Consider the following 26,714-nt stretch of genomic DNA (forward strand, 5'->3'; position numbering starts at 1 on the left):
CTCAAGCGAGTGGGCTTTCCGCCGATAACTAGCGTTGAAACTATCGGCTCATGCAAACGCATGACCCATGTGATAGCTTCCCGATGATGTGGCTGGTATACAGGCATGGCGGTATTCGGGGAACTTAAATTGAGTAGCAAAGGCTTCGAAGGGGAGCAGTAAATGAACCAGGCAAAGTTTCAGGCGGCGCGACGTCAGGGCGGTTTTACCCTGATCGAGCTGATGATCGTGGTAGCGATTGTGGGTATCTTGGCGGCGGTTGCTATTCCTCGTTACCAAGATTACACGGCACGAGCAGAGGTATCTGAGGGGCTGGGTGTACTTGGCGCAGCTAAAACTACAGTCTCTGAGAATATTATGAGTGGTTCAGATGAGTGTGCAGGTGTCCAAGGCGATGTTGGTAAAACGACTTTAGCTTGTGATGCGGATACAGGGGCATTAACAGCTACTGTAAATACAGATTCACGAGGCAATGTTGCTGTCACATTTACACCGACTGCTGATAATGGTGGAGTTGAATGGGCATGCACTACCCCTACTGCAGCTAACTATCCTTATGTCCCTTCAGATTGTCGTGACGGCGGTTCTTAATTAATAATTAGCCAGGCTCGGCGATTAAGCTTTGCTGAGTCTGGCTGTTGTTTAAGTATGTATTGCTCAATACAAAGCCTGCTCCTCACTTACTACTTCCTTCAATAATTCCAGATACAAGCGATCAGCCTCGGAAAACTCCGCCGGGTCGTCGGAAATATGCACGCTAGTGGTATCGCTGATCTCGTTGGCGATACGCGTCATTACTTCCCGGTCGTTGCCTTGCCCGAGATGCTTGCGGGCGACGCTGAGCGATTGTTCGAGTATCTGGGGGTCCTGCAGTAGTTTCTTGATAAAGGCGCGCAGTTCGTTGATCACGCGCGCTTTCTGCATTTCCGAGCTGGCCATGGTCTGCCTCTCCACGAATCGATGACTGACTGGAACATCATGCCGCGAACGATAGCATGGCCGCGCCGCGCGCGTCAGCGGGCTCGTGATCAGGCCGATCGCGTAGCCTCTTGTTGGGGCCGCTTCGGTTCGGCGCTAGCGACTTGCAGTTCGCTGACCGAAGCATTGATGTCATGCCGTGCGGCTAAACGTCAGTCCACGCCGGGTGTAATTTTTTGTTACTCGACTAGGCATACTGACTTACACTTTCCTTGGGTCACAAGCCTCAGTTCGCCTACGAGGGAGCCTCGACCGGGGCGGTTGCGTGACGATCCGCGTTCATGTCGGGCTGCGTCGCGTGGGAAGGGGATCGAATATCAAGAGGAAGGCTATGTTCGTCAAGCGTAATGCCAAGGGTGAAATCGAACTGGTCAGCCGGCACCTGACGCCGGACTGCACCGAGTACCTGGCAGCCGACGCCAAGGAGTGGCGTGCGTTTCTGGCTGAAGAGAGCGGTACCCGGATGCAATGGCAGGAATCCGACCAGCAGTTGATTCGCGTGCTCGAGGACCTGATCGAGGCGCTGATCGAAAGCGGCACGCTGGATATTGCCAAGCTGCCCGAGGCGGCGCGCAGCAAGCTGGCCGATCGGCGATTGATGCGTTATCAGCAGCAGGTCGACAAGGCCCAGATCGAGCTGCGCTATGAGGAGTCACATTGAAGTCAGGTGAGGGCTAGGCGTGGGAGGGAGCCTCTTTCCGATGGTTTGCTTTTCTTTCCTCCGCCATCTTTTCCCTTCCTCGCTCAGCCGCGTCCCGGCCCCTGCCAGAGTCGCAACCGCCCCAGCCAGGGGAGCGTATCGGCGGCCTCGCGCAGCCGACCGGCCTGACGGTCGAGGTCCGGGCGCGCTTCGTCCTCGGCGGTGTACAGCGAGACGTCGATGCGATCGTCGAGATAGTGCAGGTCCAGCGCGATGCGCTGTTGCCAGCAGGGCAGTTCGCCCCAGACCCGGGCCAGTTCTTGTTCGACGTCACCACGCAGCGGCAGGGTCAGCGCACGGTCGGGCACCTCGTCGTGGGAATCGTCCTGCGGGTCGATGTGGAAGGTGATGTCGGTCAGCTGCGGATAGGCGCGGTAGAGCTCGCGGCACACCTCGTTGCCGATCTCGTGGGCCTCCGAAACGGTCAGGCGTGGCCCGACCACCAGGTGCAGGTCGAGCAGCACCTGCTCGGCGAGGGTGCGGGTACGCAACTGGTGTATGTCGTGCACGCCGGGCACGGTCAGGGCGATGTCGTGCATGCGCTGCTGGTCGGCCTCGGGCAGGGCGGTGTCGATGAGCTCCTTGCCGGCGTCCCACAGCAGCGTGACGCCGATCTTGCCGACCAGCACGCCGACGACGACGGCGGCGACGGCATCCATCCAGCCCGCACCCAGCTGGCTGCCGATCAGCCCGACGAGCACCGCGATGGTGGAGAGCGCATCGCTGCGGTGGTGCCAGGCGTTGGCCTCGAGCAACCGCGAGTTGACGCGTCGGGCCGTGGTCAGCGTGTAGCGGAAGAGCCACTCCTTGGCGAGTAGGGCGGCCACCGTCAAGCCGATCGCCACGGCCCCGGCGGGCGGCGTCGACGCGCCCTCCAGCAGCCGGCTGAGGCTATCCCAGGCGATGCCGCCAGCGACGAACAGCAGCACGCTGCCCAGCAGCAGCGTACCCAGCGTTTCGATGCGGCCGTGGCCATAGGGATGATCGTGGTCGGGTTCCTGACGGCCGAAATGGGTGGCGACGATCACGAAGACGTCGGTGACCAGATCCGAGAAGGAGTGGATACCGTCGGCGACCAGCGCCGCCGAGCCGGCTGCCAGGCCGACGACGATCTTGGCGACACCCAGTATGGTGTTCAGGACGCTGCCGACTACGGTCACGCGGTGGGCAAGGCGTGTATCTTGTTGCTGGGTCGTGGCGGTTGGCATTTAGCGAGTCCGCGAATATGAGAAATTAATGCGTTATAGTTGCGGCCCGTAGTCGAGGATGCAAGGGAACGATTTCAATGACTTCGATTGCAGTGCCGCGCCTGGTGTCATCGCGTTGGGCACCGGTTCTCAAGGTGCTGGCCATGCTCTGGCTGGTGTTGGCCGCCTTCATGGTGATGCCCTGGCTGGTGCTGATCGCCGAGCGTGACGCCGACGCAAGGGCCTTTGCGCTGTCGCTGGCGATCGTGGTGGGCACGGTGGTGGTGGCGCTGTTGATGACCTGGCGTACCGAAGTCGAACTCAAGCCCCGTCAGATGTTCGTGCTGACCACGTTGAGCTGGGTGACGGTCAGCGGCTTCGCCAGCCTGCCATTGGTGCTCGGCGCGCCGCAACTGTCGTTCACCGATGCGGTCTTCGAGTCGGTATCGGCAATTACCACCACCGGCTCGACGGTGCTGGTGGGCATCGAGCGGCTGTCCGACGGGCTCAAGCTATGGCGCGGCATGATGCAGTGGCTGGGTGGTATCGGCATCATCGTCATGGCGATCGCCATCCTGCCGTTCCTCAAGGTCGGTGGCATGCGGCTGTTCCATACCGAGTCCTCGGATTGGTCGGACAAGGTGATGCCGCGCACCGGCGGCATCGCCAAGGCGACCATGACGATATACGTGGGCCTGACCGGGCTGGCGGTGGTGAGCTACTGGCTGGCGGGCATGCTGCCGCTGGACGCGGTAGTGCTCGGCATGACCTCGCTGTCGACCGGTGGCTTCGCCAACTCCGACGCTTCGTTCAGTGCCTATGCCGACCGGCCGCTGCTCCTGTGGCTGGGGTCGTTGTTCATGCTCAGTGGCGCGCTGCCTTTCGTGCTCTATATCCGCAGCATGCGCGGCGCACCCTCGGCATTGTGGAACGATCAGCAGGTGCGCGGCATGCTGATGTTGCTGATGCTGGCGATCGTCATGTTGACGACCTATCGCGTAATGAGCGGCACCCCGGCCTTCGAGGCGCTGACCCAGGTGTCCTTCAACGTGATCTCGGTGGTCACCACCACCGGTTACGCCTCGGACGATTACACGCTCTGGGGTGGGCTGGCGATCGTGGCGTTCTTCTACCTCACCTTCGTCGGTGGCTGCAGCGGCTCGACCAGTGGCGGCATGAAGATATTCCGCTTCCAGATCGCGCTGTTGATGCTGCGCAACCAGCTGCGCTTCCTGATTCACAGCAACGGGGTCTTCGCCCAGCGCTACAATGCCAGCCTGCTCAACGACGAGATCGTGCGTGGCGTGGTGGCGTTCTCGTTCTTCTTCTTTCTGACCGTGGCGGGGCTGGCCCTGGGGCTTGCGGTATTGGGACTCGACCTGGTCACCGCGCTGTCCGGCGCAGCCACCGCGGTAGCCAATGTCGGCCCGGGGTTGGGTGACGTGATCGGCCCCGCCGGCAATTTCTCGAGCCTGCCCGATGCCGCCAAGTGGCTGCTCTGCGTGGGCATGCTGATGGGCCGGCTGGAGATTTTGACCGTGTTGGTGCTATTGACGCCGATGTTCTGGAAGAAATGAGCTACGGGGCGCGGGCGGCGAGCCACGCGCTAAGATCTGCCGTAGCTCGTAGCTCGTAGCTCGTAGCTCGTAGCTCGTAGCTCGTAGCTCGAAGCTCGTAGCTCGTAGCTCGTAGCTCGAAGCTCGAAGCTCGAAGCTCGAAGCTCGTAGCTCGTAGCTCGTAGCTCGTAGCTCGAAGCTATTCTTCCGTGATTCGCCCGGCGCGGTTGAGGATCGGGTTGGCGTACTGCGCCAGCCACCAGTCTCGCAACTCCTCGGGCACGGCCGCCAGGCGCGCGGCAAAGCGCGCCCGGTCGGCGTCGGTGACTTCGCTGAAATCGAGCAGGTCGGGGGCCTGGCCGGTGGCCTCGAGCGCCAGTTGATGGCTGGGAAAGGTGTGGTAGTTGCCGAGCACCTGGCGGTCGATCTCGGCGGCGACCTGCTCGGGCGTCTCGAAATCGGCGACGAGCGGCTCGCCGAAGCTCAGCCGGATGCGCCCCTTGGCGCCGGTGATACCGGCAACGATCGAACGGATGTCCTCGAACTCGACCTTGTCGTAGCGGCCCTGGGTATGCACGGCGTGCAGTTCGCGGGCCTTCTGCGTGTCGCAGGGGTCGTATTCGTAGCTGATCGACACCGGCACCATGCGCAGCTCGCGGATCGCCTCGCCGAGGCTGGCGCTCTTGTCGTGCTGGCGGTGAGCCATGGTCAGCATCTTGATGATCGCCGGATCGGCGCGGTCGATGCCGTCCTTGGCGCGGCCTTCGCGCTGGGCCATCCACACCGGATGATTATCCTGGGTGATCGAATGGCGGATGTAGCCGGAAAGCGCCTGGTAGGCGGCCAGCATGGCGCGCTTGCCCTTAGCGCTGCGCGGCACGATGAAGCTCTTGTTGAGCCGCATCAGGTCGGTGACGAACGGTTTCTGCAGCAGGTTGTCGCCGATGGCGATACGCACCGTGTCGCGCCCCGCCTGGTACAGCGCGTAGTTGACGAAGGCCGGGTCGAGGGCGATGTCGCGGTGATTGCCGATGAACAGGTAGCCGCGCCCGGGGTCGAGCTTGTCCAAGCCCTCGACCTCGAAGGCGTCGGTGCTGTTGGCGAGCATTCGGCGCATGTAATAGGCGATGTGATTCTGGAAGTCGCGCACGCTTGTCACACCGCGCATCTGCCGCTGCAACTTGAAGCCGGCCAGGGCGCGGGCCAGCCACGGTGCGTGGCGCGACAGCCGCGGCAGGCGATAGCGGGTGATGGCGTCGAGGAACTCACGGTCGTGGGCGAGGCGATCGAGCACCGCGGGCACTTCCGCGTCGTAATAGGGGCGGATGCTGTCGAAATTGTCCGCTGAAGGCTGTTGTGTCATGGCGTCGGCGCGGCGGGGTTGGCTTCGCCACCCAGCCAGTCGATGAGTTGTTCGATGGAGTTGGCGAGCACCTGGGTCATCAGCGCGAAATCGGCTTCCAGGCGCAGCGTCGGGTCGTCGTCGTCCTCGGTCTGGGCGGCTTCGTCGAGCACGGCGTCGGCGAAGCGCAGCGACTTGATCGCCAGGTCGTCGTGAAGCACCAGCGAAACCGCTTCGTCGATCGACAGGGCGAGTCGCGTGGCCTGGCGCCCGGTGGCGAGGACGGTCTGGATCTCCTCGCCGTCGAGATCGACCTGACGGCCGCGCAGCACGCTTTCGTCACCGCTGGTGGCCTTCAGTTCGACCTGATCGCCGAGTTCGAGCGCGGCGGGACGATTGTCGGGTTGGGTCAGCCACTCGGTCATCGCACGGGTCGGCGTCACCTTGGTTGCCAGCGGCGTGACCTTGAGGCTACCGAGCGACTGGCGCAGCAGGTCGAGGACGTCTTCGGCGCGTTGGCGGCTCGATGCATTGACGCCGATCAGCTGGCGCTTTGTATCCCACCACAGGTCGAAGCGCTGGGTGCGCACGAAGGCGCGCGGCAGGAATTCTTCATAGACCTGCTCCTTGAGCGCCTGCTTTTCCTGGCGGCGCAGCGGACGGCCCTCGTGGGTTTCCTGCTCGGTGGCGCGGGAATCGACTTCCTCGCGGACCACCGAGGCCGGTAGCAGGCGCTCCTGACGCAGCGCCGAGAGCAGGCGGTGACCGTGAAGCTCGTGCTGCAGCTGCTCGCCGGCGCGTCCCGCCGGGGCGCTCCAGCCCAACCGCCGGGCCTCGCTGCCACCCAGCGGCCGAAAGGCCTGGGCGTCGAGCGCAGTCGTCATCTCGTCGCTTGTCAGCTGCGGGGCGTCATGCACGCGATACAGGTGCAAGTGCTTGAACCACATGGCGTCGTTCCGTTGCAAAGGGGGCACATTATGGCCAATCGTCCCGCTCGGTGCCATAGGGTGAGCGACTTCGGTTGGCCAAGAACAGTTTAAAACCCTCGTTTGATAGCCTGTGGGGGCATGGTTAGAATCGAGACAGCCCTAAGCTCATCATTTTCTCTCATCTCAGGAAGCGCTGAATAAATAGCGAGCGGAGTGAAGCGCAAGGCGTACGGAGCACAGGAACCGGAGCATATGGGTTATATGTGAGGATTCCGACCGGGCTGGCGCTCCAGCACCGCACAACGCAGCGATTTGCCCGCGCAGACATTTATGCAGTTTTTCCTCATGCCAAGGATTGCTCGCCATGGACCCACGAATCGCCCGTTCCACGCTGCGCGTGCGCGGTTTCCATCTCGACGGCTATGCCCACGTCAACAACGCCCGTTACCTGGAGTTTCTCGAGGAGGGGCGCTGGGCCTATTTCGAACAACAGTTCGATCTCGCTGCGCTGTTCAATCAGGGGCTGGCCGCGGTCGCCGTCAACCTCAACATCAACTACCGGCGTGCCGCGGTCATCCATGACGAGCTGGAAGTGCTGACCTCGCTGTCCAGCCTCAGTCATCGCAGCGCCGTCATCCATCAGAAGATCAACCGGGTCGGCGACGGCAAGCGCATCGCCGATGCCGACTTCACCTTCGTGCTGCTGGACACCAAAACCGGCAAGAGCCTGCCGATCGACGGCGAGGTGCGCGATACCCTGCTCCCCTATGTGCTAGGCGAGCCGAATACGGCTGTCTAGACCGAGCCGCGTGACCCACGGCGTCAACGCGCCGACATCCCCGGCGCTGCCTTAATGGGCCGCGCAATGGTATAATCGCCCGATCGTGTCGCCCCGCGGGGCGCACAGCCTTCGCCTCGTCGCCTCATCGGTGCCAGCCGGACGGGAGCGAAGGTTAATCGCTTGCTGTTATGCCAGCGCTTATCAGTCGCAGTGCAAAGGATTTGACGACACATGGGTGACATCGCCAGAGAGATTCTGCCAGTCAATATCGAGGACGAGCTCAAGCAGTCGTACCTCGATTACGCGATGAGCGTGATCATCGGCCGCGCGCTGCCGGACGTGCGTGACGGGCTCAAGCCCGTTCACCGCCGTGTGCTCTATGCCATGCACGAGCTGGGCAACGACTGGAACAAGCCCTACAAGAAGTCCGCCCGCGTGGTCGGCGACGTGATCGGTAAGTATCACCCGCACGGCGATAGCGCGGTCTACGACACCATCGTGCGCATGGCCCAGGACTTCTCGATGCGTTACGTGCTGGTCGACGGCCAGGGCAACTTCGGCTCGATCGACGGCGACAGCGCGGCGGCGATGCGTTACACCGAAGTGCGCATGGCGCGGCTCTCCCATGAGTTGCTGGCCGATCTCGAGAAGGACACCGTCGACTGGGTCGACAACTACGACGGCACCGAGCGCATCCCGGACGTACTGCCGACCCGCGTGCCCAACCTGCTGGTCAACGGCGGCTCGGGCATCGCGGTGGGCATGGCGACCAATATCCCGCCGCACAACATGGTCGAGGTGATCAACGGCTGCCTGGCGCTGATCGACGACTACACGCTGTCCATCGACGATCTGATGGAATACATCCCGGGCCCCGATTTCCCCACCGCGGGGATCATCAACGGCAAGGCCGGCATCCTCGACGCCTACCGCACCGGCCGCGGGCGCATCTATGTGCGCGCCCAGTACACCGTGGAGCATCACGAGAAGAGCGGCCGCGATCATATCGTCATCACCGAGCTGCCGTATCAGGTCAACAAGGCGCGCTTGATCGAAAAGATCGCCGAACTGGTCAAGGACAAGCGCATCGAGGGCATCGCCGAGCTGCGCGACGAATCCGACAAGGATGGCCTGCGCGTGGTGGTCGAGGTCAAGCGCGGCGAGTCCGGCGAGGTCGTGGTCAACAACCTGTTCGCCCACACTCAGCTCGAAACCGTGTTCGGCATCAACATGGTGGCGCTGGACGACGGCCAGCCCAAGACGCTCAACCTCAAGCAGATGCTCGAGGCCTTCGTCCGCCACCGTCGCGAGGTGGTTACCCGGCGCACGCTGTATGAACTCAAGAAGGCCCGCGAGCGTGGTCACATCCTCGAAGGCCTGGCGGTGGCGATCTCCAACATCGACGAGGTGATCGAGCTGATCAAGGCCTCACCGAGCGCCGCCGAAGCCAAGGAGAAGCTGCTCGACAAGGCCTGGCAGCCGGGTCAGGTAAGCAACATGCTCGAGCGTGCCGGGGCGGTGTCCTGCAAGCCCGAGGGCCTCGAGGAAGGCCTGGGGCTTTCCGAGGATCAGCGCGAGTACCGCTTGTCGCCGGCTCAGGCCCAGGCGATCCTCGAGCTGCGCCTGCACCGGTTGACCGGGCTCGAGACCGAGAAGCTGCTCAACGAGTACCTGGGCATTCTCGAGAAGATCGCCGAGCTCAGCGAAATCCTGGCCTCCGCCGATCGCCTGCTCGAGGTGATCCGCGAGGAACTGATCGCGGTGCGCGATCAGTACGGCGACGCGCGCAAGACGGTCATCCAGACCAGCCGCCTCGACCTGACCATCGCCGATCTGATCAACGAAGAGGACATGGTGGTCACCATCTCGCGCTCGGGCTACGCCAAGACCCAGCCGATCACCGACTACCAGGCCCAGCGCCGCGGCGGACGCGGCAAGTCGGCGACCAGCATGAAGGACGAGGATGTCATCGAGCACCTGCTGGTGGCCTCGACCCACGACACCGTGCTGCTGTTCTCCAACAAGGGCAAGGTCTACTGGCTCAAGGTCTACGAGATTCCCGCGGCCAGCCGCGGCTCGCGGGGCAAGCCGCTGGTCAACCTGCTGCCGCTGGACGGCGACGAGTCGATCAACGCCATGTTGCCGGTGCGTGAATATCGCGAGGACAGCTACATCTTCTTCGCCACTGCCAACGGCACCGTCAAGCGCACCACGCTCGATCAGTTCTCGCGGCCGCGCAGCGTGGGGCTGATCGCCATCGATCTCGATGAAGGCGACCGCCTGGTCGGCGCCGCGGTGACCAATGGCGAGGACCACGTCATGCTGCTGTCGTCCAACGGCAAGGCGATCCGCTTCGAGGAGGGCAACGTCCGCGCCATGGGCCGCACCGCGCGCGGCGTGCGCGGCATGCGCCTGCAGGGCGATGCCGAGGTTATCAGCCTGATCATCCCGCGCTCGACGCAGATCGACGACAGCGACGCGAGCGATGACGACGGCGATATCGACGAAGCCACCAAGGTCGAAGCCATGGAAGCGGAGACCGGCAGCGTCGACATCGCCGACGACCAGATCTACATTCTGACCGCCTCGCAGCGCGGCTACGGCAAGCGCACGCGGCTGGAGGCCTTCCCGCTGCGTGGGCGCGGCGGCCAGGGGGTGATCGCCATGCAGACCAGCGCGCGCAACGGCGATCTGGTGTCGGCGATCCAGGTTCACGCCTGCGACGAGATGATGCTGATCACCGACCGCGGCACGCTGGTGCGGACCCGCGTCGAGGAGGTCTCGGCGACCTCGCGCAACACCCAGGGGGTGATGCTGATCCGTTTGGGCGAGGGCGAGTCGCTGGTCAAGACCGTGCGCGTCGACGAGCCCACCGAAGAGCAGGTCGAAGCGGCGGACGACGCCTCGCTGGGCGACACTTCGTCGGGCGATGTCGTCGACGGTGAGACTGCTACGGGCAGCGAGGGTGCTGACGATGGCGACGGGCCGGGGCCGCTAGACTCGCAGTAAAGCGAGCCGAGCCCATCCTGCGACCGCCGTTTATTGGCGGTCGCTTGCCAATGGCCGGTACGTCGGTCACCCGCATCCGTACTTTGACAAACCCGTGCTTCAATAGCCGTATTTCAATAGCTGAATTTTAAAAGAGAATTGCGAGAGACGACGCCGATGACACGCCGCTACAACTTCTGCGCCGGGCCGGCCGCGTTGCCGACCCCGGTACTCGAGCGCGCCCGCGAAGAGATGCTCGACTACCGGGGCCACGGCCTGTCGGTCATGGAGATGAGCCACCGCAGCCCCGAGTTCGAGGCCATCGCCGGAGCCGCCGAGGCCAACCTGCGCACGTTGCTGCAGATACCCGACAACTACCGGGTGTTGTTCATGCAGGGCGGAGCGACGATGCAGTTCGCCTGTGTCCCGCTCAACCTGCTGGGTGGCGGCGGGACGCCCAACTATCTCGACACCGGCATCTGGTCGGGCAAGGCGATCAAAGAGGCCGACCACCTGGCCGGTTCGCATCTCGCCGCCACCAGCCGGGCAAGCGGCTATGTCGATGTCCCGCGTAATGATGCGATCGCGCTGAGCGCGGATGCGGCCTATCTGCATTACTGCCATAACGAGACCATCGGCGGTCTGGCCTACGACTACACGCCCGACGTGGCGGTGCCGCTGGTCTGCGACATGTCCTCGTCGATTCTTTCAACGCCGCTGGACGTCAGCCGCTACGGGGTGATCTACGCTGGCGCGCAGAAGAATATCGGCCCGGCCGGCCTGACCCTGGTGATCGTGCGTGACGATCTGCTCGGGCAGGCGCTGCCGCGCACGCCCTCCCTGCTGGACTGGAAGGTCTACGCCGACAACGCGTCGATGATCAATACGCCGCCGACCTACGCCTGGTACCTGGCCGGGCTGGTCTTCGAGTGGCTCAGGGACGATGTCGGCGGCATCGAGGCGATGGCGACGATCAACCGGCGCAAGGCGGCGACCCTGTATGGTGCCATCGATGCCAGCGACTTCTATAGCAATCCGATCGCGCCGGTCAATCGTTCGCTGATGAACGTGCCGTTCGTGCTCGCCGACGAGGCGCTCAACAACACTTTCCTCGACGAAGCCGAGGCGGCGGGGCTGCTCAACCTCAAGGGACACCGTAGCGTCGGCGGCATGCGCGCCAGCCTCTACAATGCCGTCACCGAGCAGGCCGTCGATGCGCTGGTGGCGTTCATGGGCGACTTCGAACGCCGTCACGGCTGAATCCTAGCTGTAAGTTTGAAGCTGTAAGCTGGAAGTCAAACTGCAAGCAAAACGTTGGCTTCCAGTGCTGTCTTGACCGAGGACTACTGATGAGCGACACCTCTATCAATCTCGATGAACTGCGCGAGCGCATCGACGAAATCGATACCCAGATCCTGCAGCTGATCAGCGAGCGCGCCCAGTGCGCTCAGCGTGTCGCCCAGGTCAAGACCGCCGGCGACCCGCAGGCGGTGTTCTATCGCCCCGAGCGCGAAGCCCAGGTGCTGAGGCGTATCATGGCGCTCAACCCCGGCCCGCTGGACGCCGAGGAGATGGCGCGGCTGTTCCGCGAGATCATGTCCGCCTGCCTGGCGCTCGAGCAACCGGTCAAGGTCGCCTATCTGGGGCCCGAAGGCACCTTTACCCAGCAGGCGGCGCTCAAGCATTTCGGCGAAAGCGCCCGCAGCCTGCCGATGGCGGCGATCGACGAGGTCTTCCGCGAAGTCGAAGCCGGCGCCGTCAACTACGGCGTGGTGCCGGTCGAGAACTCCACCGAGGGGGTGGTCAACCACACCCTGGATTCGTTCATGGACTCGTCGATGCACATCTGCGGCGAGGTGGTGCTGCGCATCCACCACCACCTGCTGATTGCCGGCACCACCCGGCAGGACAAGATCTCGCGCATCTACTCCCATCCGCAATCCTTCGCCCAGTGCCGCAAGTGGCTCGACGCTCATTATCCCCACGCCGAGCGAGTGCCGGTCTCGTCGAATGCCGAGGCCGCCCGGCTGGTCAAGGGCGAATGGCACAGTGCGGCGATCGCCGGCGACATGGCGGCCAAGCTCTACGGTCTGGAACGTATAGCCGAGAAGATCGAGGACCGCCCCGACAACTCGACGCGCTTTCTGATCATCGGTCACCAGGACGTGCCGATGTCTGGCACCGACAAGACCTCGCTGGTGGTGGCGATGCGCAACCAGCCGGGGGCGCTGCACGATCTGCTCGAGCCTTTCCACCGTCACCAGATCGACATGACCCGCCTCGAGACCCGGCCGTCGCGTACCGGGGTGTGGAACTACGTGTTCTTCATCGACTTCAAGGGCCACGTCGATCAACCCGAGGTCGCCGCGCTGCTCGATGAAGTGCGCCTGCGTGCCGCCGAGATGAAAGTACTGGGCTCCTACCCGCAGGGGGTGCTTTAAGTGGTGGAGCGAAGCCACGACGGCGCACGGCGAATCGCCGAGTCGCGCATCCTGATCGTCGGTCTGGGATTGATCGGCGGCTCGCTGGCCGCGGCGCTCAAGACCGGTGGCTATCGCGGCGAGATCGCCGCCTGCGACCGCGACCCCGGCGAGATCGCCCGCGGCATCGCCATGGGCGTGATCGATGACGGCGGCACCGAGCTGGCGCCATGGGTCGAGGGCAGCAGCCTGATCGTGCTGGCGGTGCCGGTGATGGCCATGCAGGCGGTGATGGCGACGCTGCGCCCGGTGCTCAGCGATCAGGTGATCACCGACGTCGGCAGCACCAAGCTGGCGATTCGCACCGCCGCCGAAGCGGTATTCGGTGCGTTGCCGGCGCGCTTCGTGCTCGGCCACCCGATCGCCGGTTCCGAGAAGAGCGGCGTCGCGGCCTCCAATCCGACGCTTTATCGTCATCACAAGGTGATTCTCACCCCCGAGCCCGACAATGACCCCCGGGCGGTGGCGCGGGTGCGCGCGATGTGGGCGGCATGCGGCGCCGAGGTGCTGGAAATGGCCGTCGAGCGCCACGACCAGGTGCTGGCACGCACCAGTCATCTGCCGCACCTGCTGGCCTTTTCGCTGGTCGACACCTTGGCGCGCCAGGACGAGCGCCTCGAGATATTCCGCTACGCCGCCGGCGGCTTTCGCGACTTCACGCGGATCGCCGGCAGCGACCCGGTGATGTGGCGTGACGTGTTCACCGCCAATCGCGACGCGGTGCTCGCCGCGCTCGACGACTTCGAGGCCGGCGTGGCGCGTCTGCGTGCGGCGGTCGAGCGCGGCGACGGCGATGCCATGCTGGCGACGCTGGACCGCGCCAGCCATGCTCGGCACTATTTCGACACCCTTTTGAACCAGACGAGATATCAGGCGATGGAACAACGCAACATTCGCTACCGCGTGGAGCCCGGCGGCAGCGTTCGCGGGACGATTCGCGTGCCCGGCGACAAGTCGGTCTCGCACCGTTCGATCATGCTCGGTGCGCTGGCCGAGGGCGTGACCCAGGTGCAGGGCTTCCTCGAGGGCGAGGACAGCCTGGCCACGCTGCAGGCCTTCCGCGAGATGGGCGTGGCGATCGAAGGGCCGCACCAGGGGCGCGTGACCATCCACGGGGTCGGCATGCACGGCCTCAAGGCGCCGGTCGGCCCGCTCTACGTGGGCAATGCCGGTACCGCCATGCGGCTGTTCGCCGGGCTGCTGGCGGGGCAGGCCTTCGATACCGAGTTGACCGGCGACGTCTCGCTGACCAAGCGGCCGATGGGTCGCGTGGCCGATCCGCTGCGCGCGATGGGCGCGGTGATCGAGACCGCCGAGGGCGGCCGGCCGCCGCTCAGGATCAAGGGCGGCCAGCGACTCAAGGGCATCGATTACGACATGCCGATGGCCAGCGCGCAGGTCAAGTCGTGCCTGCTGCTGGCCGGCATGTACGCCCAGGGCGAGACCCGGGTGCGCGAGCCGGCGCCGACCCGCGATCACACCGAACGTATGCTCAACGGCTTCGGTTATCCGGTGTCCCGCGACGGCAACCTCGCCTGGCTCAGCGGCGGCGGCAAGCTCACCGCCGGACCGATCGACGTGCCTTCGGACATCTCCTCGGCGACGTTCTTTCTGGTCGCGGCGGCGATCACGCCGGACGCCGACCTGACCCTCGAGCATGTCGGCGTCAATCCCACGCGGATCGGCGTGATCAATATCCTCAAGGCGATGGGCGCCGACCTCACGCTGAGCAACCAGCACGAAGTGGGCGGCGAGCCGGTGGCCGATATTCGCGTACGCTACACGCCGCTCAAGGGCATCGAGATCCCGGCCGACCAAGTGCCGCTGGCGATCGACGAATTTCCGGCGCTGTTCGTCGCCGCGGCCAGCGCCGAGGGTACGACGCGGCTGCGCGGCGCCGAGGAGTTGCGGGTCAAGGAATCCGACCGGCTGCAGGCGATGGCCGACGGTCTCGCCGAGCTGGGCGTCGACGTCACCCTCTACGCCGATGGCATCGACATCGTCGGCCGCCTTGAAGGCCAGGGCCACGACGGCCCCAGCTACGGCGGCGGGCGCATCGACAGCCTCGGCGATCATCGTATCGCCATGGCGTTCAGCGTCGCCGCGCTGCGTGCCCGCGAGGCGATCGTGATCGACGACTGCGCCAACGTGGCGACCTCGTTTCCCGGCTTCGTCGAGCTGGCGCGCAAGGTCGGGCTGTCGCTTGCGGAGCAGGCCGGCGGGGCGCGCCAGGACGAGGAGGGCGCATGAGCGATAATGCTTCCGCCGTGGTGCTCGCCATCGACGGTCCCGGCGGGGCCGGCAAGGGCACGGTGAGCCGGCTGATCGCCGAACGCTTGGGCTGGCACCTGCTGGATTCCGGGGCGCTTTATCGCCTGACCGCCCAGGCGGCGCTCAAGCACGGCGTGGCGCTCGACGACGAGCCGGCGTTGGCGCGGCTGGCCGAATCGCTGGATGTCGCCTTCATCGCCGAAGGCGGCGAGACGCGGGTCATGCTCGAGGGCGATGACGTGAGCGCGGCGATCCGTACCGAGACGATGGGCGAATGCGCTTCCCAGGTCGCGGCGTTGCCGACGGTGCGCCAGGGTCTGCTGGCGCGCCAGCGCGATTTCCAGAAGCCGCCCGGTCTGGTCGCCGACGGACGCGACATGGGCACGGTGGTATTTCCCACCGCGCCGCTGAAGATATTCCTCACCGCATCCGCCGAGGAGCGCGCCCGCCGGCGCCACCTCCAGTTGCAGGAAGCGGGCGTGGATGCTAGTCTACCGAGTCTTTTGAAAGACATTCAGTCTCGCGACGCACGCGACATGCAGCGTGCCGTGGCTCCGCTCAAGCCGGCCGACGATGCCGTTGAGCTGGATACCACCGAGCTGTCGATACCGGATGTGGTAGATCACATTCAGAGGCTGCTTGAGGATCGAAGTCTGATCGCCTCGATCTGAAGTGAAGTCCCCGATGCGACGACGCTTCCGGCGCCCCCGGCAAGATGTAATGACGTGCTCCGGCAACCTGACGACATGCGACTGAGAGCCGGATCAGGTCGAACCAGCGCCAACATCCCCGGGGATTTGTAAAGTAGGCCCGCACTCGCTGGTGGTGTGGAGAAGGCGACAACCGCCATTACCGTTGATCACGTAGGATGCTCATGAGCGAAAGCTTTGCTGAACTGTTCGAACAGTCCCTCCAGGACATCAACATGGAACCCGGTGCCATCGTCATGGCCACCGTGGTGGACATCGAAGGTGACTGGATTACCGTCAACGCCGGCCTGAAATCCGAAGGCCAGATTCCCGTGGCTCAGTTCCGTGACGATAACGGCGAACTGACCATCGGTGTTGGCGACGAAGTCAAGGTTGCACTCGAAGCCGTCGAAGACGGGTTCGGTGAGACGCGTCTGTCCCGCGAGAAGGCCAAGCGTGCCGAAGCCTGGAAAGAGCTGGAAGCCGCCTTCGAAAAGGACGAGATCGTCAAGGGCGTGATCAACGGCAAGGTCAAGGGCGGTTTCACGGTCGACGTGGCCTCCATCCGCGCCTTCCTGCCGGGTTCGCTGGTCGACGTGCGCCCGGTGCGCGACACCACGCACCTCGAGAACAAAGAGCTCGACTTCAAGGTCATCAAGCTCGATCCCAAGCGCAACAACGTGGTCGTCTCTCGCCGTGCCGTTCTCGAAGCCGAGAACAGCGCCGAGCGTGAAGCGCTGCTGGCGACTCTGCAGGAAGGTCAGCAGATCCAGGGTATCGTCAAGAACCTCACCGATTACGGTGCGTTCGTCGATCTGGGCGGCGTCGATGGCCTGCTGCACATCACCGACATGGCCTGGAAGCGCATCAAGCATCCGTCCGAGATCGTCGGTGTCGGCGACGAGATCAACGTCAAGGTGCTGAAGTTCGACCGTGAGCGCAACCGCGTTTCGCTGGGTCTCAAGCAGCTGGGTGAAGATCCCTGGGTCAACATCAAGGCGCGTTACCCGGAAGGCACCAAGGTCGACGCTCGCGTCACCAACCTCACCGACTACGGCTGCTTCGCCGAGCTGGAAGAGGGTGTCGAGGGTCTGGTCCACGTCTCCGAAATGGACTGGACCAACAAGAACATCCACCCGTCCAAGGTCGTGCAGGTCGGCGACGACGTGCAGGTCATGGTGCTGGATATCGACGAAGAGCGTCGTCGTATCTCGCTGGGCATCAAGCAGTGCACCACCAACCCGTGGGAAGACTTCAACGCCCGTTACAACAAGGGCGACCGGGTTGCCGGGACCATCAAGTCGATCACCGATTTCGGTATCTTCATTGGTCTGGAAGGCGGCATCGACGGCCTGGTTCACCTGTCCGACATCTCCTGGTCCGAGACCGGCGAAGAGGCGGTGCGCCAGTTCAAGAAGGGCGACGAAGCCGAAGCCGTCATCCTGTCGATCGATCCCGAGCGCGAGCGCATCTCGCTGGGCATCAAGCAACTCGAGACCGATCCGGTTTCCGAGTTCCTGGCCGTCAATGACAAGGGCTCGATGGTTACCGGCCGTGTCGTCGAAGTCGATGCCAAGGAAGCCCATGTCGAGCTGGCGACCGATGTCATCGGTATCCTCAAGGCCTCCGAGATCAGCGCCGACCGTGTCGAAGACGCGCGTAACGTGCTCAGCGAGGGCGACAGCGTCGAAGCCCGCATCGTCGGCGTCGATCGCAAGAATCGTGGAATCGCCCTGTCGATCAAGGCCAAGGACCAGGCGGACACGCGCCGCAACATGGGTCGCCTGCGCGAGCAGGAAAGCGAGTCCAGCCCGACCACCATCGGTGATCTGATCAAGCAGCAGATGGGTCAGGACTGATCGTCCGCTAGACGCAAGATAGCAAGCTAAAGCCGCGACCCGAGGGTCGCGGCTTTTTTGTGCCCGCTCGGTGGCTGGGAAAGGGCGTAGCCGCGCCCGACTTAGCTGGATGGCGGCTCGAGATGCGCTTCCAACGCGCTGAGCAGGCCGCGCAGCAGCGACAGCTCCTTGCGGTTGGGCTGGGCGCGGGCGAACAGGGCGTGCAGGTGATCCGAGGTCCGCGCATGGGGCTGGTTGATAAATCCCGAGCCCTCCATGACGCGTTGCAGATGTTCGTGGAAGTAGGCGAGCTGCTGCTGGGACGGTAGCGGGCCATGTGTCGGTGTCGCCGCGGACGGCTTGCCGGCCTGACGACGCCAGGCGCCATAGACTTCGTGTGCCAGCACCTGGACCGCCTGGGACAGATTGAGAACGCCATAATCGGGATTGGCTGGGATGCTGACCTGGTGGGTGCAGTGGCGGATCTCGTCGTTGGTCAGGCCGTAACGCTCACGCCCGAAGACCAGCGCCACCGGGGCTTGTGTGGCGTTGGCGACCAGCGTGCGGGCCATCTCGTCGGGTTCGTCGAAGTGTGGCAACGGCAGGCTGCGCAGGCGCGCGCTGGCGCCGACGACCTGCACGCAGTCGCTGACCGCCTCCTCGAGGCTAGTGACGACCCGCGCGTCCTCGATCACATCGGTGGCCCCGGCGGCCAGCCGCGTCGCTTCGGCATCGGGGAAGCAGCGCGGGTTGACCAGCGTCAGCCGGGTGAGCCCCATGGTCTTCATGGCGCGCGCGCTGGCGCCGATGTTGCCGGGATGAAAGGTCTGGACGAGAACGATGTGGATATTGTCGAGCATGTTGAACGCTTGTGAAGGAAATCGAGTCAGTTTACGCGACGGCTCCGCCCTGCACGAGTGCGTCGCAGGATTGTCGCAGTTGGTTGACAAGAGGGCCGTAGACAAGCTGAAGGGGAGGTCCGACGCCATGGATGGCGTCGGTAGCGTACATGGATGTATTCACAGCGCCTCCTCCCAGGCTTATCGACGGACCGGTATAAAATCCCGCACTGCGGGGGACGGGGTTGTCCAACAACAGCGCCGCGGCTAGACTGCGGCTCTTCCCAGGAGTCGCCATGTCGCCGAATTCATCCCGCAACAAGCCGCAGGCCAAGCCGGTCTCGACGCTGGTGCCCAATGAGCTGCTACTGTATTGCCGGCCAGGGTTCGAGAACGACCTGAGCGCCGAACTGCAGAGCAAGATCGGCGCGCTGGACTCGCAGGACGCCACGGCTCCAGGGGTCGCCGAGCCGGGCATCGGCCATGTGCGCTGGGTGATGGGCGACGCTCAAACCGCCAATGCGCTGCACCGCGAACTACCGCTCGAAGCGCTGGTCTTCGCCCGCCAGTCGCTGGTTGCCTTGCCGCCGCTCGTCGGGCTTTCTCGCGACGATCGACTGACCCCGATCATCGCGCAGGTCGTCGCCAGCGGCTGGAGTTTCGAGTCGCTGTGGCAGGAAACACCGGATTCCAACGAAGCCAAGGCACTAGCCGGCTTGATGAAGGCGCTGCAAAAGCCACTGGAGTCGACGCTACGCAAGCGCGGCGCATTGCGTCGCAAGGCCGGCGGGCGGCGCCTGCACCTTTACTGGACGGCCGGCGATGGCGTGCAGTTGGGCATGAGCTTTCCCGGCAACCGCAGCGAGGCGCTGGGCGGTATCCGCCGGCTGCGCGCTCCCCACGACGCGCCGAGCCGCTCGACGCTCAAGCTGGAGGAAGCCTGGCACGTATTCATACCCCGCGACGAGTGGGAAGAGCGCCTGCATGCCGGCATGCAGGCGGCGGATCTGGGCGCGGCACCGGGTGGCTGGACCTATCAGCTGGTGCGCCAGGGGATGCACGTCTACGCCATCGACAACGGGCCCATGGGACGCGAGTTGATGGCGACAGGCCAGGTCGAGCACTTGCGCGAGGACGGCTTCACCTGGCAACCGCCGCAGCGCCTCGACTGGTTGGTGTGTGATATCGTCGACAAGCCGATGCGGGTCATCGACATGGTCGGGCGCTGGCTGCTCAAGCGCTGGTGTCGCGAGGCGATATTCAACCTGAAACTACCGATGAAGCAGCGCTGGGCGGAAGTCGCGCGCTGTATCGAGCAGCTTGAGACGCGTCTGGCGGATGCCGGGATCGAGGCGCGAATCGCCTGCAAGCAGCTCTACCACGATCGCGAGGAAGTCACCGTTCACGTGCGGCTGCCATGAAGTCTTCGCTCGCGACGGCTCCGGGCGATGCGCCGCTCGATGATGATCCTATACCTGCAACCGCTCCATCAGACGAGGCCAGCGATGGGTACCCCCAGCGATTCCGCTTTCGATGCCGAACTGGATACCACCGGGCTCTACTGCCCCGAACCGATCATGCTGATGCACAACCGGGTGCGCGACATGCGCCCCGGCGAGGTGCTCAAGGTCATCGCCAGCGATCCCGCGACCACCCGCGACGTGCCCAAGTTCTGCAACTTCCTGGGCCATGAATTGCTCGCTCAGGAGCAGCACGGCGACGACTATCTCTACTTGATTCGCCTGGGCTAACGCGCTTCGTCTGGACTGAGGCGTTACAGCGGCTTCATCGGTCAGTCGTCGTGGCCGACCATGCAGGCCAGCGCCTCGAGGGTGGCCGGGTCTTCCTGGCGGATGCGATTGGCGATGGCCCGCTGAAAGAAATAGACCACCTGATGGCGGCTATGGCCGGGATAGAGGCAATCGTCACCGGCGACCACCGGGGTCGACTCGATCCGGCTCTCGTCGACCAGCAGCGCCTCGACCTCGCCATTGCTGTAGAGCCGCCAGCCGAAGACCAGCTTGAGTTGCCAGGTCGCCGCGTCCTCATCGAGGCACAGGGCGTGCGTGCCCAGCGTCTCGGGCAGCTGTTGCAGGAGGGTCGTTTCGCCGCTTTCCTCGTAATCGAAATACGCGGCGGCGTGCTCGAGTTCATAGACCTTGTGCTCGGGCGCGGTGTAGAAGATTTCTTCGGTCTCGGGATCGCGGTAGCCGACGAAGTGACCATGCTCTGGATCGTCGAGATCGTGACAGGGCGTCAGCGCTTCCATCCACGGCACCAGACCGACGACCTCCCCGTCGTCACGCAGCCCCCAGGCGAGCAATGGCATCCCGTAGAGCGTGTCGGGGTCGGAGGCCAGATGATAAACCATCTCGAGGCCATCCAGCTCGGGGGCGAGGCGAACCAGATGGCGCTTGGCCCTCAGCCGGTTGCGCATGGTCTCCAGGTCGATGACCTGGGCGGAGCGGGGGGACATTGGGATACCCATGGTTACCCTCCTCATCGGCAAGATTTCGGCCTAGGCCTCGATTCACTATTAGCACAGCTCGCTGGTTGAAGTTAACCCCTGTCGGCGGATGCGTGTGCGGCGGCGATATCAGTGCCCGCCTGGCAGACCCGCCAAAGGCGCCACCCCAAAAGCAGCGCGGCGACGCTCAAACCCGCGACCAGACCGAGCCAGTAACCGTAGACGCCGAGTGGCTGCCAGTCGGCGATGCCGACGCTGCCCAGCAGGTAGCCGCCGCCGAGGCCCACCGCCCAGTAGGACACCAGGGTGATCGCCATGATGATGCGCGTATCCTTGTAGCCGCGCAGCGCCCCCGCCAGATTGACCTGCAGGGCATCGGAAAACTGATAGATCATGGCCAGCCAGATCAGCGACCTGGCCAGCGACTGAACGTCTTCGTTAGGAGTGTAAAGCGCCACCACCGGCCCCGCGGTGAGCCACAGGATCAAATCGTTGAGCAGCGCCACCAGCAGGCAGGCGACGATGCCGTTCCAGGCCACGAAGGCGGCGCCGCGTCGCTGCCCGCTGCCCAGCGTATGGCCTACGCGCACCGTCAGCGCCATGCCCAGCGAAAGCGGCAGCATGAACAGGATCGAGGTGTAATTGAGCGCAACCTGGTGCGCGGCGACGGCGATCTCGCCGAGACTGGCTATGAACAGCGCGATCAGCGTGAACAGCGTCACTTCGACGAAGATCGCCACCCCGATCGGTGCGCCGACATGCAGCAATTCACCGAGCATGGCGCGCTGCGGGCGGGCCAGCCTCGACCAGAGATGCAGTGGCGCGAATATCGCGCTGCGGTGCGTATAGGCCAGCAGCGCGAGACACATCACCCACATCGCCAGCGCGGTGGCGATGCCGCAGCCTACCGCGCCCAGCGCCGGCAGCCGACCTAGCGCCGCGGGCAGGGCATCGCCGAACAGCGCCTCGAGGCCGGGGCCGCCGTAGATCAACAGATAGTTGCAGGGAATGTTCACGCCCAGCCCCAGCAGGCTGATCCATAGCGCCGGGCGCGTATGGTTCATGCCATCGGCGAAGGCGCGCAATGCCTGGAAGGCGGCCACGCCCGGCATGCCGAAGGCGACCATCGCCAAGTAGCTGGCGGAGAGCGAAGCGACGTGCTCGGGGACCGCCATCAGGCGAAACACCGGCATCACCGCGAACGCCAGCAGCAGGGCGGCGATCACGCCTAGGGCCAGCGCCAGCCACAGGGCCTGATGCACGAAGGGGCGGATCTGCGCGACGCGCTTGCCGCCCAGTAGCTGGGCGACGATCGGCGTCAGGCCCATCAACGTGCCGGTGGCGAACAGCATCAATGGCAGCCACAGGCTGGAGCCGACCGAGATCGCCGCGAGATCGGTCGCGCTGGCGCGCCCGGCCATGATCACGTCGGTCACGCTCATCCCCGACTGGGCGAGTTGCGCGCCGCAGATGGGCAGCGCCAAGCGTATCAGCGCGGCGTTTTCTCGCCGCCAGCGCTGCCAGCGGTTTCCGGTTGTCGCCACGGCGACGCTCCCTATCGGCCGACGGAGGTAGAGAAAACCGCCATTCTAGGCGACTCGCGAGGGCCTGCCTACGCGACCGATGTCGCAGGATACGGCGAGCGGGTGCCAGCTGGGTGAACGACTCGTATAATGCCGGCCATGAACGACGCTACCGATTTCCATCGCATCGACGACGTCATCACCCTGTTCGATGGCCTGTTTAGCACGGCTCACCGCACCCAGTTGGTGGCCGGCGGCGAAGAGCCGCTTTATCGGCCGGCCGGGGATGGCGACGGCTATCACCAAGTGATCTTCACGCGCGACTATTTCGCCAGCGCGCTGCACGAGATCAGCCACTGGTGCATCGCTGGCGAGCGTCGCCGGCAACTCGAGGACTACGGCTACTGGTATTGCCCCGATGGGCGCGATGCCGGTGCACAGCAGGCGTTCGAGGCCGCCGAGGTGGCGCCGCAGGCCCTGGAGCTGCTGTTTTCGCACGCCTGCCGACGGCGCTTCCACGTCAGCGTCGACAACCTCGGCGACGTCCCGGTCGACCGCGAAGCCTTCAGAGCGCGCGTCGAGGCCCGTGCCGAGCGTTACCGGCGCGAAGGGCTGCCGCGGCGTGGCGAGGCTTTTTGCATCGCGCTGGAGGCCTTCTATCGGGAAGGGGCATCGCTCGATGAGGCGGTCGCCATGGGCCGCGAGCGTCTGGCCCGCGGCGCGGCGGAGGGCTGCGTAGCGTGACGGATACGCCGGGTTAGCTGGCGGCGTCCTCGATCAGTCGCTGATGAAGGTAGAGCATGACCTGCACTTCATGATCGGGGCGCAACGGTTCGAGCCCCAGCTCGCCGAACAGCTCGTTGCGTGCGCGCGCCCATTCGCCGGCCGCGAGGTCGGGGTAAAGGCTCTCGGCGGGGGCCAACTCGACGAACGGGTCGACGCCATAGTCGTCGAACAATCGCGACAGGCCGGCTTCATCATCGAACACGCCGGCGGTGAATAGTGTGGCGCTGTAATGGTCGCCTTCGAGTTCGCGGATGACGTCCAGCGGACTGACGCCGAAGGTGCGCAGCTCTTCCAGACTGTAGTCGCCAAGCTTGAGCAGTTCGTCGTTCAGCCATTCGTCGTCGGGCTGGATCAGGGTGTGCTTGATCTGGCCGTCGGGCAGCGCCCAGGCGATGGCCAGCGGGAGTGCGTCGTCTTCACCGGTCTCGACGGTGATGAAGCCGGGGAAATCCGCCATCAGTGATCCTCCAAGCGGAAGAAGCGTTGTGCCGTTGCCGTGGTTGCCCGGCAAATGTCGGCTTCGTCGCCGCCGCGCCAGTGGGCGATCTCGCGCACGATCCACGGCAGCAAGGCGGGCTCGTGGCGTCGCCCGGGCGCCTTCGCCGGCAGGTTGCGCGGCAGCAGGTAGGGGCAGTCGGTCTCGACCATCAGGCGTTCGAGCGGGATGTCGGCGAGCAACTCGCGCAGATGGTGGCCGCGACGTTCGTCGCACAGCCAGCCGGTCAGGCCGATGTGCAGGTCGAGGTCGAGATAGCCGTGCAACGTCTTGCGTTCGCCGGTGAAACAGTGGATGACGGCGTCGACAATGTCGTCGCGCCAGCTCCTGAGCATCTCGAGCATGCGTGGACCGGCGTCGCGCTCGTGGATGAACAACGGCAGGCCGGCCTCGACGGCAAGCCCCAGTTGCGCTTCGAAGGCGCGCTCCTGATCGGCCGGCGACGAGAAGTTGCGATTGAAATCGAGCCCGCACTCGCCGACGGCGACGATCCCCGGCTCGCGGTACAGCGTGGCGAACTCCCTGGCCAGCGTGGCCGACCACTGGCTGGCCTCGTGCGGGTGCACGCCGGCGGTGGCATGAAGCCCCGCATGGCGAGCGGCCAGTTCGAGTGCCTGATGCGCATGCTGCAGATCGGTGCCGGTGACGATCAGCGTCTCGACACCGGCGTCGCGGGCGCGTTCGATCACCGCCGGGACGTCGCGGCGAAAGCTGTCGTGGGTCAGGTTGGCGCCGATATCGACCAGCGGCGCGCCGGCCTTGAAGCGCAGCGCCTCGGGCAGCGGATTGGCGCTGTCGGCGGTGCCTGGCGAGGTGTCGCTCACGTCGGTCTCCTGGGTCGCGGGATCGATCATTGTACCCAAGGCCACGCGGCCTCGGCCATGCGTTACAATGCTCATCCATGAAACTTGCCACGACGAGGTAGGCGTGACGCTGCTACGGCTCGAACAGCTGCAATTGGCCTATGGCCCCCAGGTCCTGCTCGACGGTGCCGACCTGACCCTGGAACGGGGTGAGCGCCTGGCACTGGTGGGGCGCAACGGCACCGGCAAGTCGACCCTGCTGGGACTGGTGGCCGGCGACAATCTTCCCGACGGCGGCACCATCTGGCGCGCCCCGGGCCTGCGCATCGGCGTGCTGGCCCAGGACTTGCCGGTGGCCAGCGGCGAGACGATCTTCGACGTCGTCGCCCAGGGGCTGCCCCAGGCCGGTGAACTGCTCGCCGAATATCATCATCTGATCCAGTCGGACGATCCCGACATGAACCGCCTGGCGCAGTTGCAAACGCGGCTCGAGGCGATCGACGGCTGGTCGTTCCATCAGCGCATCGATACCGTGCTGACCCGGCTCGGACTGCCTGCCGACAGCCTGATGAGTGCGCTGTCCGGCGGCTGGCGGCGGCGTGTGGCGCTGGCCCGGGCGCTGGTTTCCGACCCCGATCTGCTGCTGCTCGACGAGCCGACCAACCATCTCGACCTGGACACCATCACCTGGCTCGAGGAACAACTGGCGGCATTCGGCGGTGCGGTGCTGTTCATCACCCACGACCGGGCCTTTCTGTCGCGCCTGGCCACCGCCATCCTCGAACTCGACCGTGGCCGGCTGGGACGCTACCCCGGCGATTACGCGCGCTATCAGGCCCAGAAGAACCACGAGCTCGAGGTCGAGGCTCGCGAGCACGCCGAGTTCGACAAGAAGCTCGCCCAGGAAGAGGCGTGGATTCGCCAGGGCATCAAGGCCCGGCGAACCCGCAACGAGGGACGGGTACGCGCGCTGCAGAAGATGCGTGGCGAGCGTGCCGAACGGCGCGAACGCCAGGGCCGGGCGACGATCCGCGTCGACGGTGGCGAGCGCAGCGGCAAGCGCGTGGTCGAGCTCAGCGGCGTCAGTCAGCGTTACGGCGACGACTGGGTGATTCGCGATCTCGATCTCGAGATCCAGCGCGGCGATCGGGTGGGGCTGATCGGACGCAACGGGGCCGGCAAGACCACGCTGCTCAAGATCCTGCTCGGCGAACTCGAGCCCAGCGAGGGCCAGGTGCGCATGGGCACCAACATCAGCGTGGCCTACTTCGATCAGCTGCGCGCCGGGCTGGAACCGGAAAAGAGCGTCTACGACAATGTCGCCCAGGGCAGCGATCGGGTCAGCGTGGGCGGCAAGGACAAGCACGTCATCAGCTACCTGCAGGATTTCCTGTTCACTCCCGAGCGTGCCCGGCAGCCGGTCAAGGCGCTGTCGGGCGGTGAATCGAACCGGCTGTTGCTGGCCAAGCTGTTCACCCAGCCGGCCAACGTGCTAGTGCTCGACGAACCGACCAACGATCTCGACGTCGAGACGCTGGAACTGCTCGAGGAATTGCTGCTCGACTTTTCGGGAACGCTGCTGCTGGTCTCGCACGACCGGGTGTTCATGGACAACGTGGTCACCGAGGTGCTGGCCTTCGAGGGTGACGGTCGCGTCAACGAATACGTCGGCGGCTACAGCGACTGGGTGCGCCAGGGCGGCAAACTACCGCCGGCGCCCTGGGCCTTCGACGCCGCGGGCGTCGACAAGAGTGCCAGGAGCGAGGGCAGCGAGAAACCGGAGTCCACGCCCAGCCCGGCCGCGCCGAAGTCCGCCAAGAAGGCAGTCAAGCTCTCCTACAAGCTGCAGCGCGAGCTGGATAACCTGCCGGCGGCCATCGAGTCGCTCGAGGCGCAGATCGCCGACTTCGAGGCGAAGGTCGCCGATCCGGGATTCTATCGTCAGGATGCCGAGACGGTGACCGAGACGCTCGAGGCGCTGTCCGCCAAGCAGGCAGAACTCGATGCGGCCATGGAGCGCTGGATGGAGCTGGAGGCCATGGCGAACGGCGAATAGACGCG

At 64.8% G+C, this 26,714-nt stretch carries 23 protein-coding genes; 14 read left to right on the forward strand and 9 right to left on the reverse strand.

What is annotated here, in order from left to right; genetic code table 11:
- Positions 1 to 162 precede the first annotated feature (162 nt).
- On the forward strand, positions 163 to 591 hold the full coding sequence (locus tag R6258_RS07385) for a pilin (protein ID WP_318449021.1): 429 nt from the start codon (positions 163 to 165) through the stop codon (positions 589 to 591).
- A gap of 66 nt (positions 592 to 657) precedes the next feature.
- Here the strand turns inward: R6258_RS07385 and R6258_RS07390 are convergent, their stop codons facing one another.
- Positions 658 to 939, reverse strand: a complete 282-nt coding sequence (locus R6258_RS07390; protein WP_318449022.1) for a hypothetical protein — start codon at positions 937 to 939, stop codon at positions 658 to 660.
- Between the two features lie 370 nt (positions 940 to 1,309).
- Between R6258_RS07390 and R6258_RS07395 the strand changes: the two genes are divergently transcribed.
- On the forward strand, positions 1,310 to 1,639 hold the full coding sequence (locus R6258_RS07395; protein ID WP_318449023.1) for a tryptophan synthase subunit beta like protein: 330 nt from the start codon (positions 1,310 to 1,312) through the stop codon (positions 1,637 to 1,639).
- 83 nt (positions 1,640 to 1,722) lie between these two features.
- Here R6258_RS07395 and R6258_RS07400 read toward each other — a convergent pair whose 3' ends face one another.
- Positions 1,723 to 2,886 (reverse strand): cation diffusion facilitator family transporter, encoded by a 1,164-nt coding sequence (locus R6258_RS07400; RefSeq protein WP_318449024.1) that lies wholly within the window; start codon positions 2,884 to 2,886, stop codon positions 1,723 to 1,725.
- A gap of 77 nt (positions 2,887 to 2,963) precedes the next feature.
- Between R6258_RS07400 and R6258_RS07405 the strand changes: the two genes are divergently transcribed.
- Positions 2,964 to 4,442, forward strand: a complete 1,479-nt coding sequence (locus tag R6258_RS07405) for a TrkH family potassium uptake protein (RefSeq protein WP_318449025.1) — start codon at positions 2,964 to 2,966, stop codon at positions 4,440 to 4,442.
- A 178-nt stretch (positions 4,443 to 4,620) separates the two neighbouring features.
- Here R6258_RS07405 and R6258_RS07410 read toward each other — a convergent pair whose 3' ends face one another.
- Positions 4,621 to 5,784 (reverse strand): 1-acyl-sn-glycerol-3-phosphate acyltransferase, encoded by a 1,164-nt coding sequence (locus R6258_RS07410; protein WP_318449026.1) that lies wholly within the window; start codon positions 5,782 to 5,784, stop codon positions 4,621 to 4,623.
- On the reverse strand, positions 5,781 to 6,710 hold the full coding sequence (locus tag R6258_RS07415; RefSeq protein WP_318449027.1) for a recombination-associated protein RdgC: 930 nt from the start codon (positions 6,708 to 6,710) through the stop codon (positions 5,781 to 5,783). Before R6258_RS07415 ends, R6258_RS07410 begins: the two co-directional genes overlap by 4 nt.
- Positions 6,711 to 7,056: 346 nt before the next feature.
- On the opposite strand from R6258_RS07415, the gene R6258_RS07420 reads away from it, so the two are divergent.
- From R6258_RS07420 to rpsA, 7 genes are all read left to right on the forward strand, one after another.
- Positions 7,057 to 7,491: a thioesterase family protein gene (locus R6258_RS07420; protein WP_318449028.1), complete on the forward strand. Its 435-nt coding sequence runs from the start codon at positions 7,057 to 7,059 to the stop codon at positions 7,489 to 7,491.
- Positions 7,492 to 7,704: 213 nt separating this feature from the next.
- Positions 7,705 to 10,482: a DNA gyrase subunit A gene (gene gyrA, locus R6258_RS07425; protein ID WP_318449029.1), complete on the forward strand. Its 2,778-nt coding sequence runs from the start codon at positions 7,705 to 7,707 to the stop codon at positions 10,480 to 10,482.
- Positions 10,483 to 10,638: 156 nt separating this feature from the next.
- Positions 10,639 to 11,721: a 3-phosphoserine/phosphohydroxythreonine transaminase gene (gene serC / locus R6258_RS07430; protein ID WP_318449030.1), complete on the forward strand. Its 1,083-nt coding sequence runs from the start codon at positions 10,639 to 10,641 to the stop codon at positions 11,719 to 11,721.
- 89 nt (positions 11,722 to 11,810) lie between these two features.
- Positions 11,811 to 12,902 (forward strand): prephenate dehydratase, encoded by a 1,092-nt coding sequence (gene pheA, locus R6258_RS07435; RefSeq protein WP_318449031.1) that lies wholly within the window; start codon positions 11,811 to 11,813, stop codon positions 12,900 to 12,902.
- On the forward strand, positions 12,903 to 15,191 hold the full coding sequence (locus tag R6258_RS07440; protein ID WP_318449032.1) for a bifunctional prephenate dehydrogenase/3-phosphoshikimate 1-carboxyvinyltransferase: 2,289 nt from the start codon (positions 12,903 to 12,905) through the stop codon (positions 15,189 to 15,191).
- Positions 15,188 to 15,883 (forward strand): (d)CMP kinase, encoded by a 696-nt coding sequence (cmk, locus tag R6258_RS07445; RefSeq protein WP_318449033.1) that lies wholly within the window; start codon positions 15,188 to 15,190, stop codon positions 15,881 to 15,883. Before R6258_RS07440 ends, cmk begins: the two co-directional genes overlap by 4 nt.
- Before the next feature lie 203 nt (positions 15,884 to 16,086).
- The gene (gene rpsA, locus R6258_RS07450; protein WP_318449034.1) at positions 16,087 to 17,760 is read left to right on the forward strand and encodes a 30S ribosomal protein S1; all 1,674 of its coding nucleotides are present in this window, start codon (positions 16,087 to 16,089) and stop codon (positions 17,758 to 17,760) included.
- 101 nt (positions 17,761 to 17,861) lie between these two features.
- On the opposite strand, the gene R6258_RS07455 is transcribed toward rpsA, so the two are convergent.
- Positions 17,862 to 18,599, reverse strand: coding sequence for an RNA methyltransferase (locus R6258_RS07455; RefSeq protein ID WP_318449035.1), 738 nt, complete (start codon positions 18,597 to 18,599; stop codon positions 17,862 to 17,864).
- Between the two features lie 275 nt (positions 18,600 to 18,874).
- Between R6258_RS07455 and rlmM the strand changes: the two genes are divergently transcribed.
- Complete coding sequence (gene rlmM / locus R6258_RS07460) at positions 18,875 to 19,999, forward strand: 23S rRNA (cytidine(2498)-2'-O)-methyltransferase RlmM (protein WP_318449036.1); 1,125 nt, start codon at positions 18,875 to 18,877, stop codon at positions 19,997 to 19,999.
- 84 nt (positions 20,000 to 20,083) lie between these two features.
- The gene (tusA, locus tag R6258_RS07465) at positions 20,084 to 20,329 is read left to right on the forward strand and encodes a sulfurtransferase TusA (protein WP_318449037.1); all 246 of its coding nucleotides are present in this window, start codon (positions 20,084 to 20,086) and stop codon (positions 20,327 to 20,329) included.
- A 41-nt stretch (positions 20,330 to 20,370) separates the two neighbouring features.
- Here the strand turns inward: tusA and R6258_RS07470 are convergent, their stop codons facing one another.
- Both R6258_RS07470 and R6258_RS07475 read right to left on the reverse strand, forming a co-directional pair.
- Complete coding sequence (locus tag R6258_RS07470) at positions 20,371 to 21,066, reverse strand: hypothetical protein (protein ID WP_318449038.1); 696 nt, start codon at positions 21,064 to 21,066, stop codon at positions 20,371 to 20,373.
- A gap of 71 nt (positions 21,067 to 21,137) precedes the next feature.
- Positions 21,138 to 22,589, reverse strand: coding sequence for an MATE family efflux transporter (locus R6258_RS07475; RefSeq protein ID WP_318449039.1), 1,452 nt, complete (start codon positions 22,587 to 22,589; stop codon positions 21,138 to 21,140).
- Positions 22,590 to 22,727: 138 nt separating this feature from the next.
- Here R6258_RS07475 and R6258_RS07480 point away from each other — a divergent pair, with 138 nt between their 5' ends.
- Positions 22,728 to 23,312, forward strand: a complete 585-nt coding sequence (locus tag R6258_RS07480; protein WP_318449172.1) for an elongation factor P hydroxylase — start codon at positions 22,728 to 22,730, stop codon at positions 23,310 to 23,312.
- Positions 23,313 to 23,325: 13 nt separating this feature from the next.
- On the opposite strand, the gene R6258_RS07485 is transcribed toward R6258_RS07480, so the two are convergent.
- Positions 23,326 to 23,811 carry a hypothetical protein gene (locus R6258_RS07485; protein ID WP_318449040.1) on the reverse strand — a complete coding sequence of 162 codons (486 nt, stop codon included), beginning with the start codon at positions 23,809 to 23,811 and terminating at the stop codon, positions 23,326 to 23,328.
- On the reverse strand, positions 23,811 to 24,704 hold the full coding sequence (locus R6258_RS07490) for a TatD family hydrolase (RefSeq protein WP_318449173.1): 894 nt from the start codon (positions 24,702 to 24,704) through the stop codon (positions 23,811 to 23,813). The genes R6258_RS07485 and R6258_RS07490 overlap by 1 nt, the downstream gene beginning before the upstream one ends.
- Positions 24,705 to 24,777: 73 nt before the next feature.
- Here R6258_RS07490 and R6258_RS07495 point away from each other — a divergent pair, with 73 nt between their 5' ends.
- Positions 24,778 to 26,709, forward strand: a complete 1,932-nt coding sequence (locus tag R6258_RS07495; RefSeq protein WP_318449041.1) for an ATP-binding cassette domain-containing protein — start codon at positions 24,778 to 24,780, stop codon at positions 26,707 to 26,709.
- Positions 26,710 to 26,714 lie beyond the last annotated feature (5 nt).

Origin of the sequence: Halomonas sp. HP20-15 (genome assembly GCF_033446685.1) — a bacterium.
Classification (GTDB): Bacteria; Pseudomonadota; Gammaproteobacteria; order Pseudomonadales; family Halomonadaceae; genus Modicisalibacter.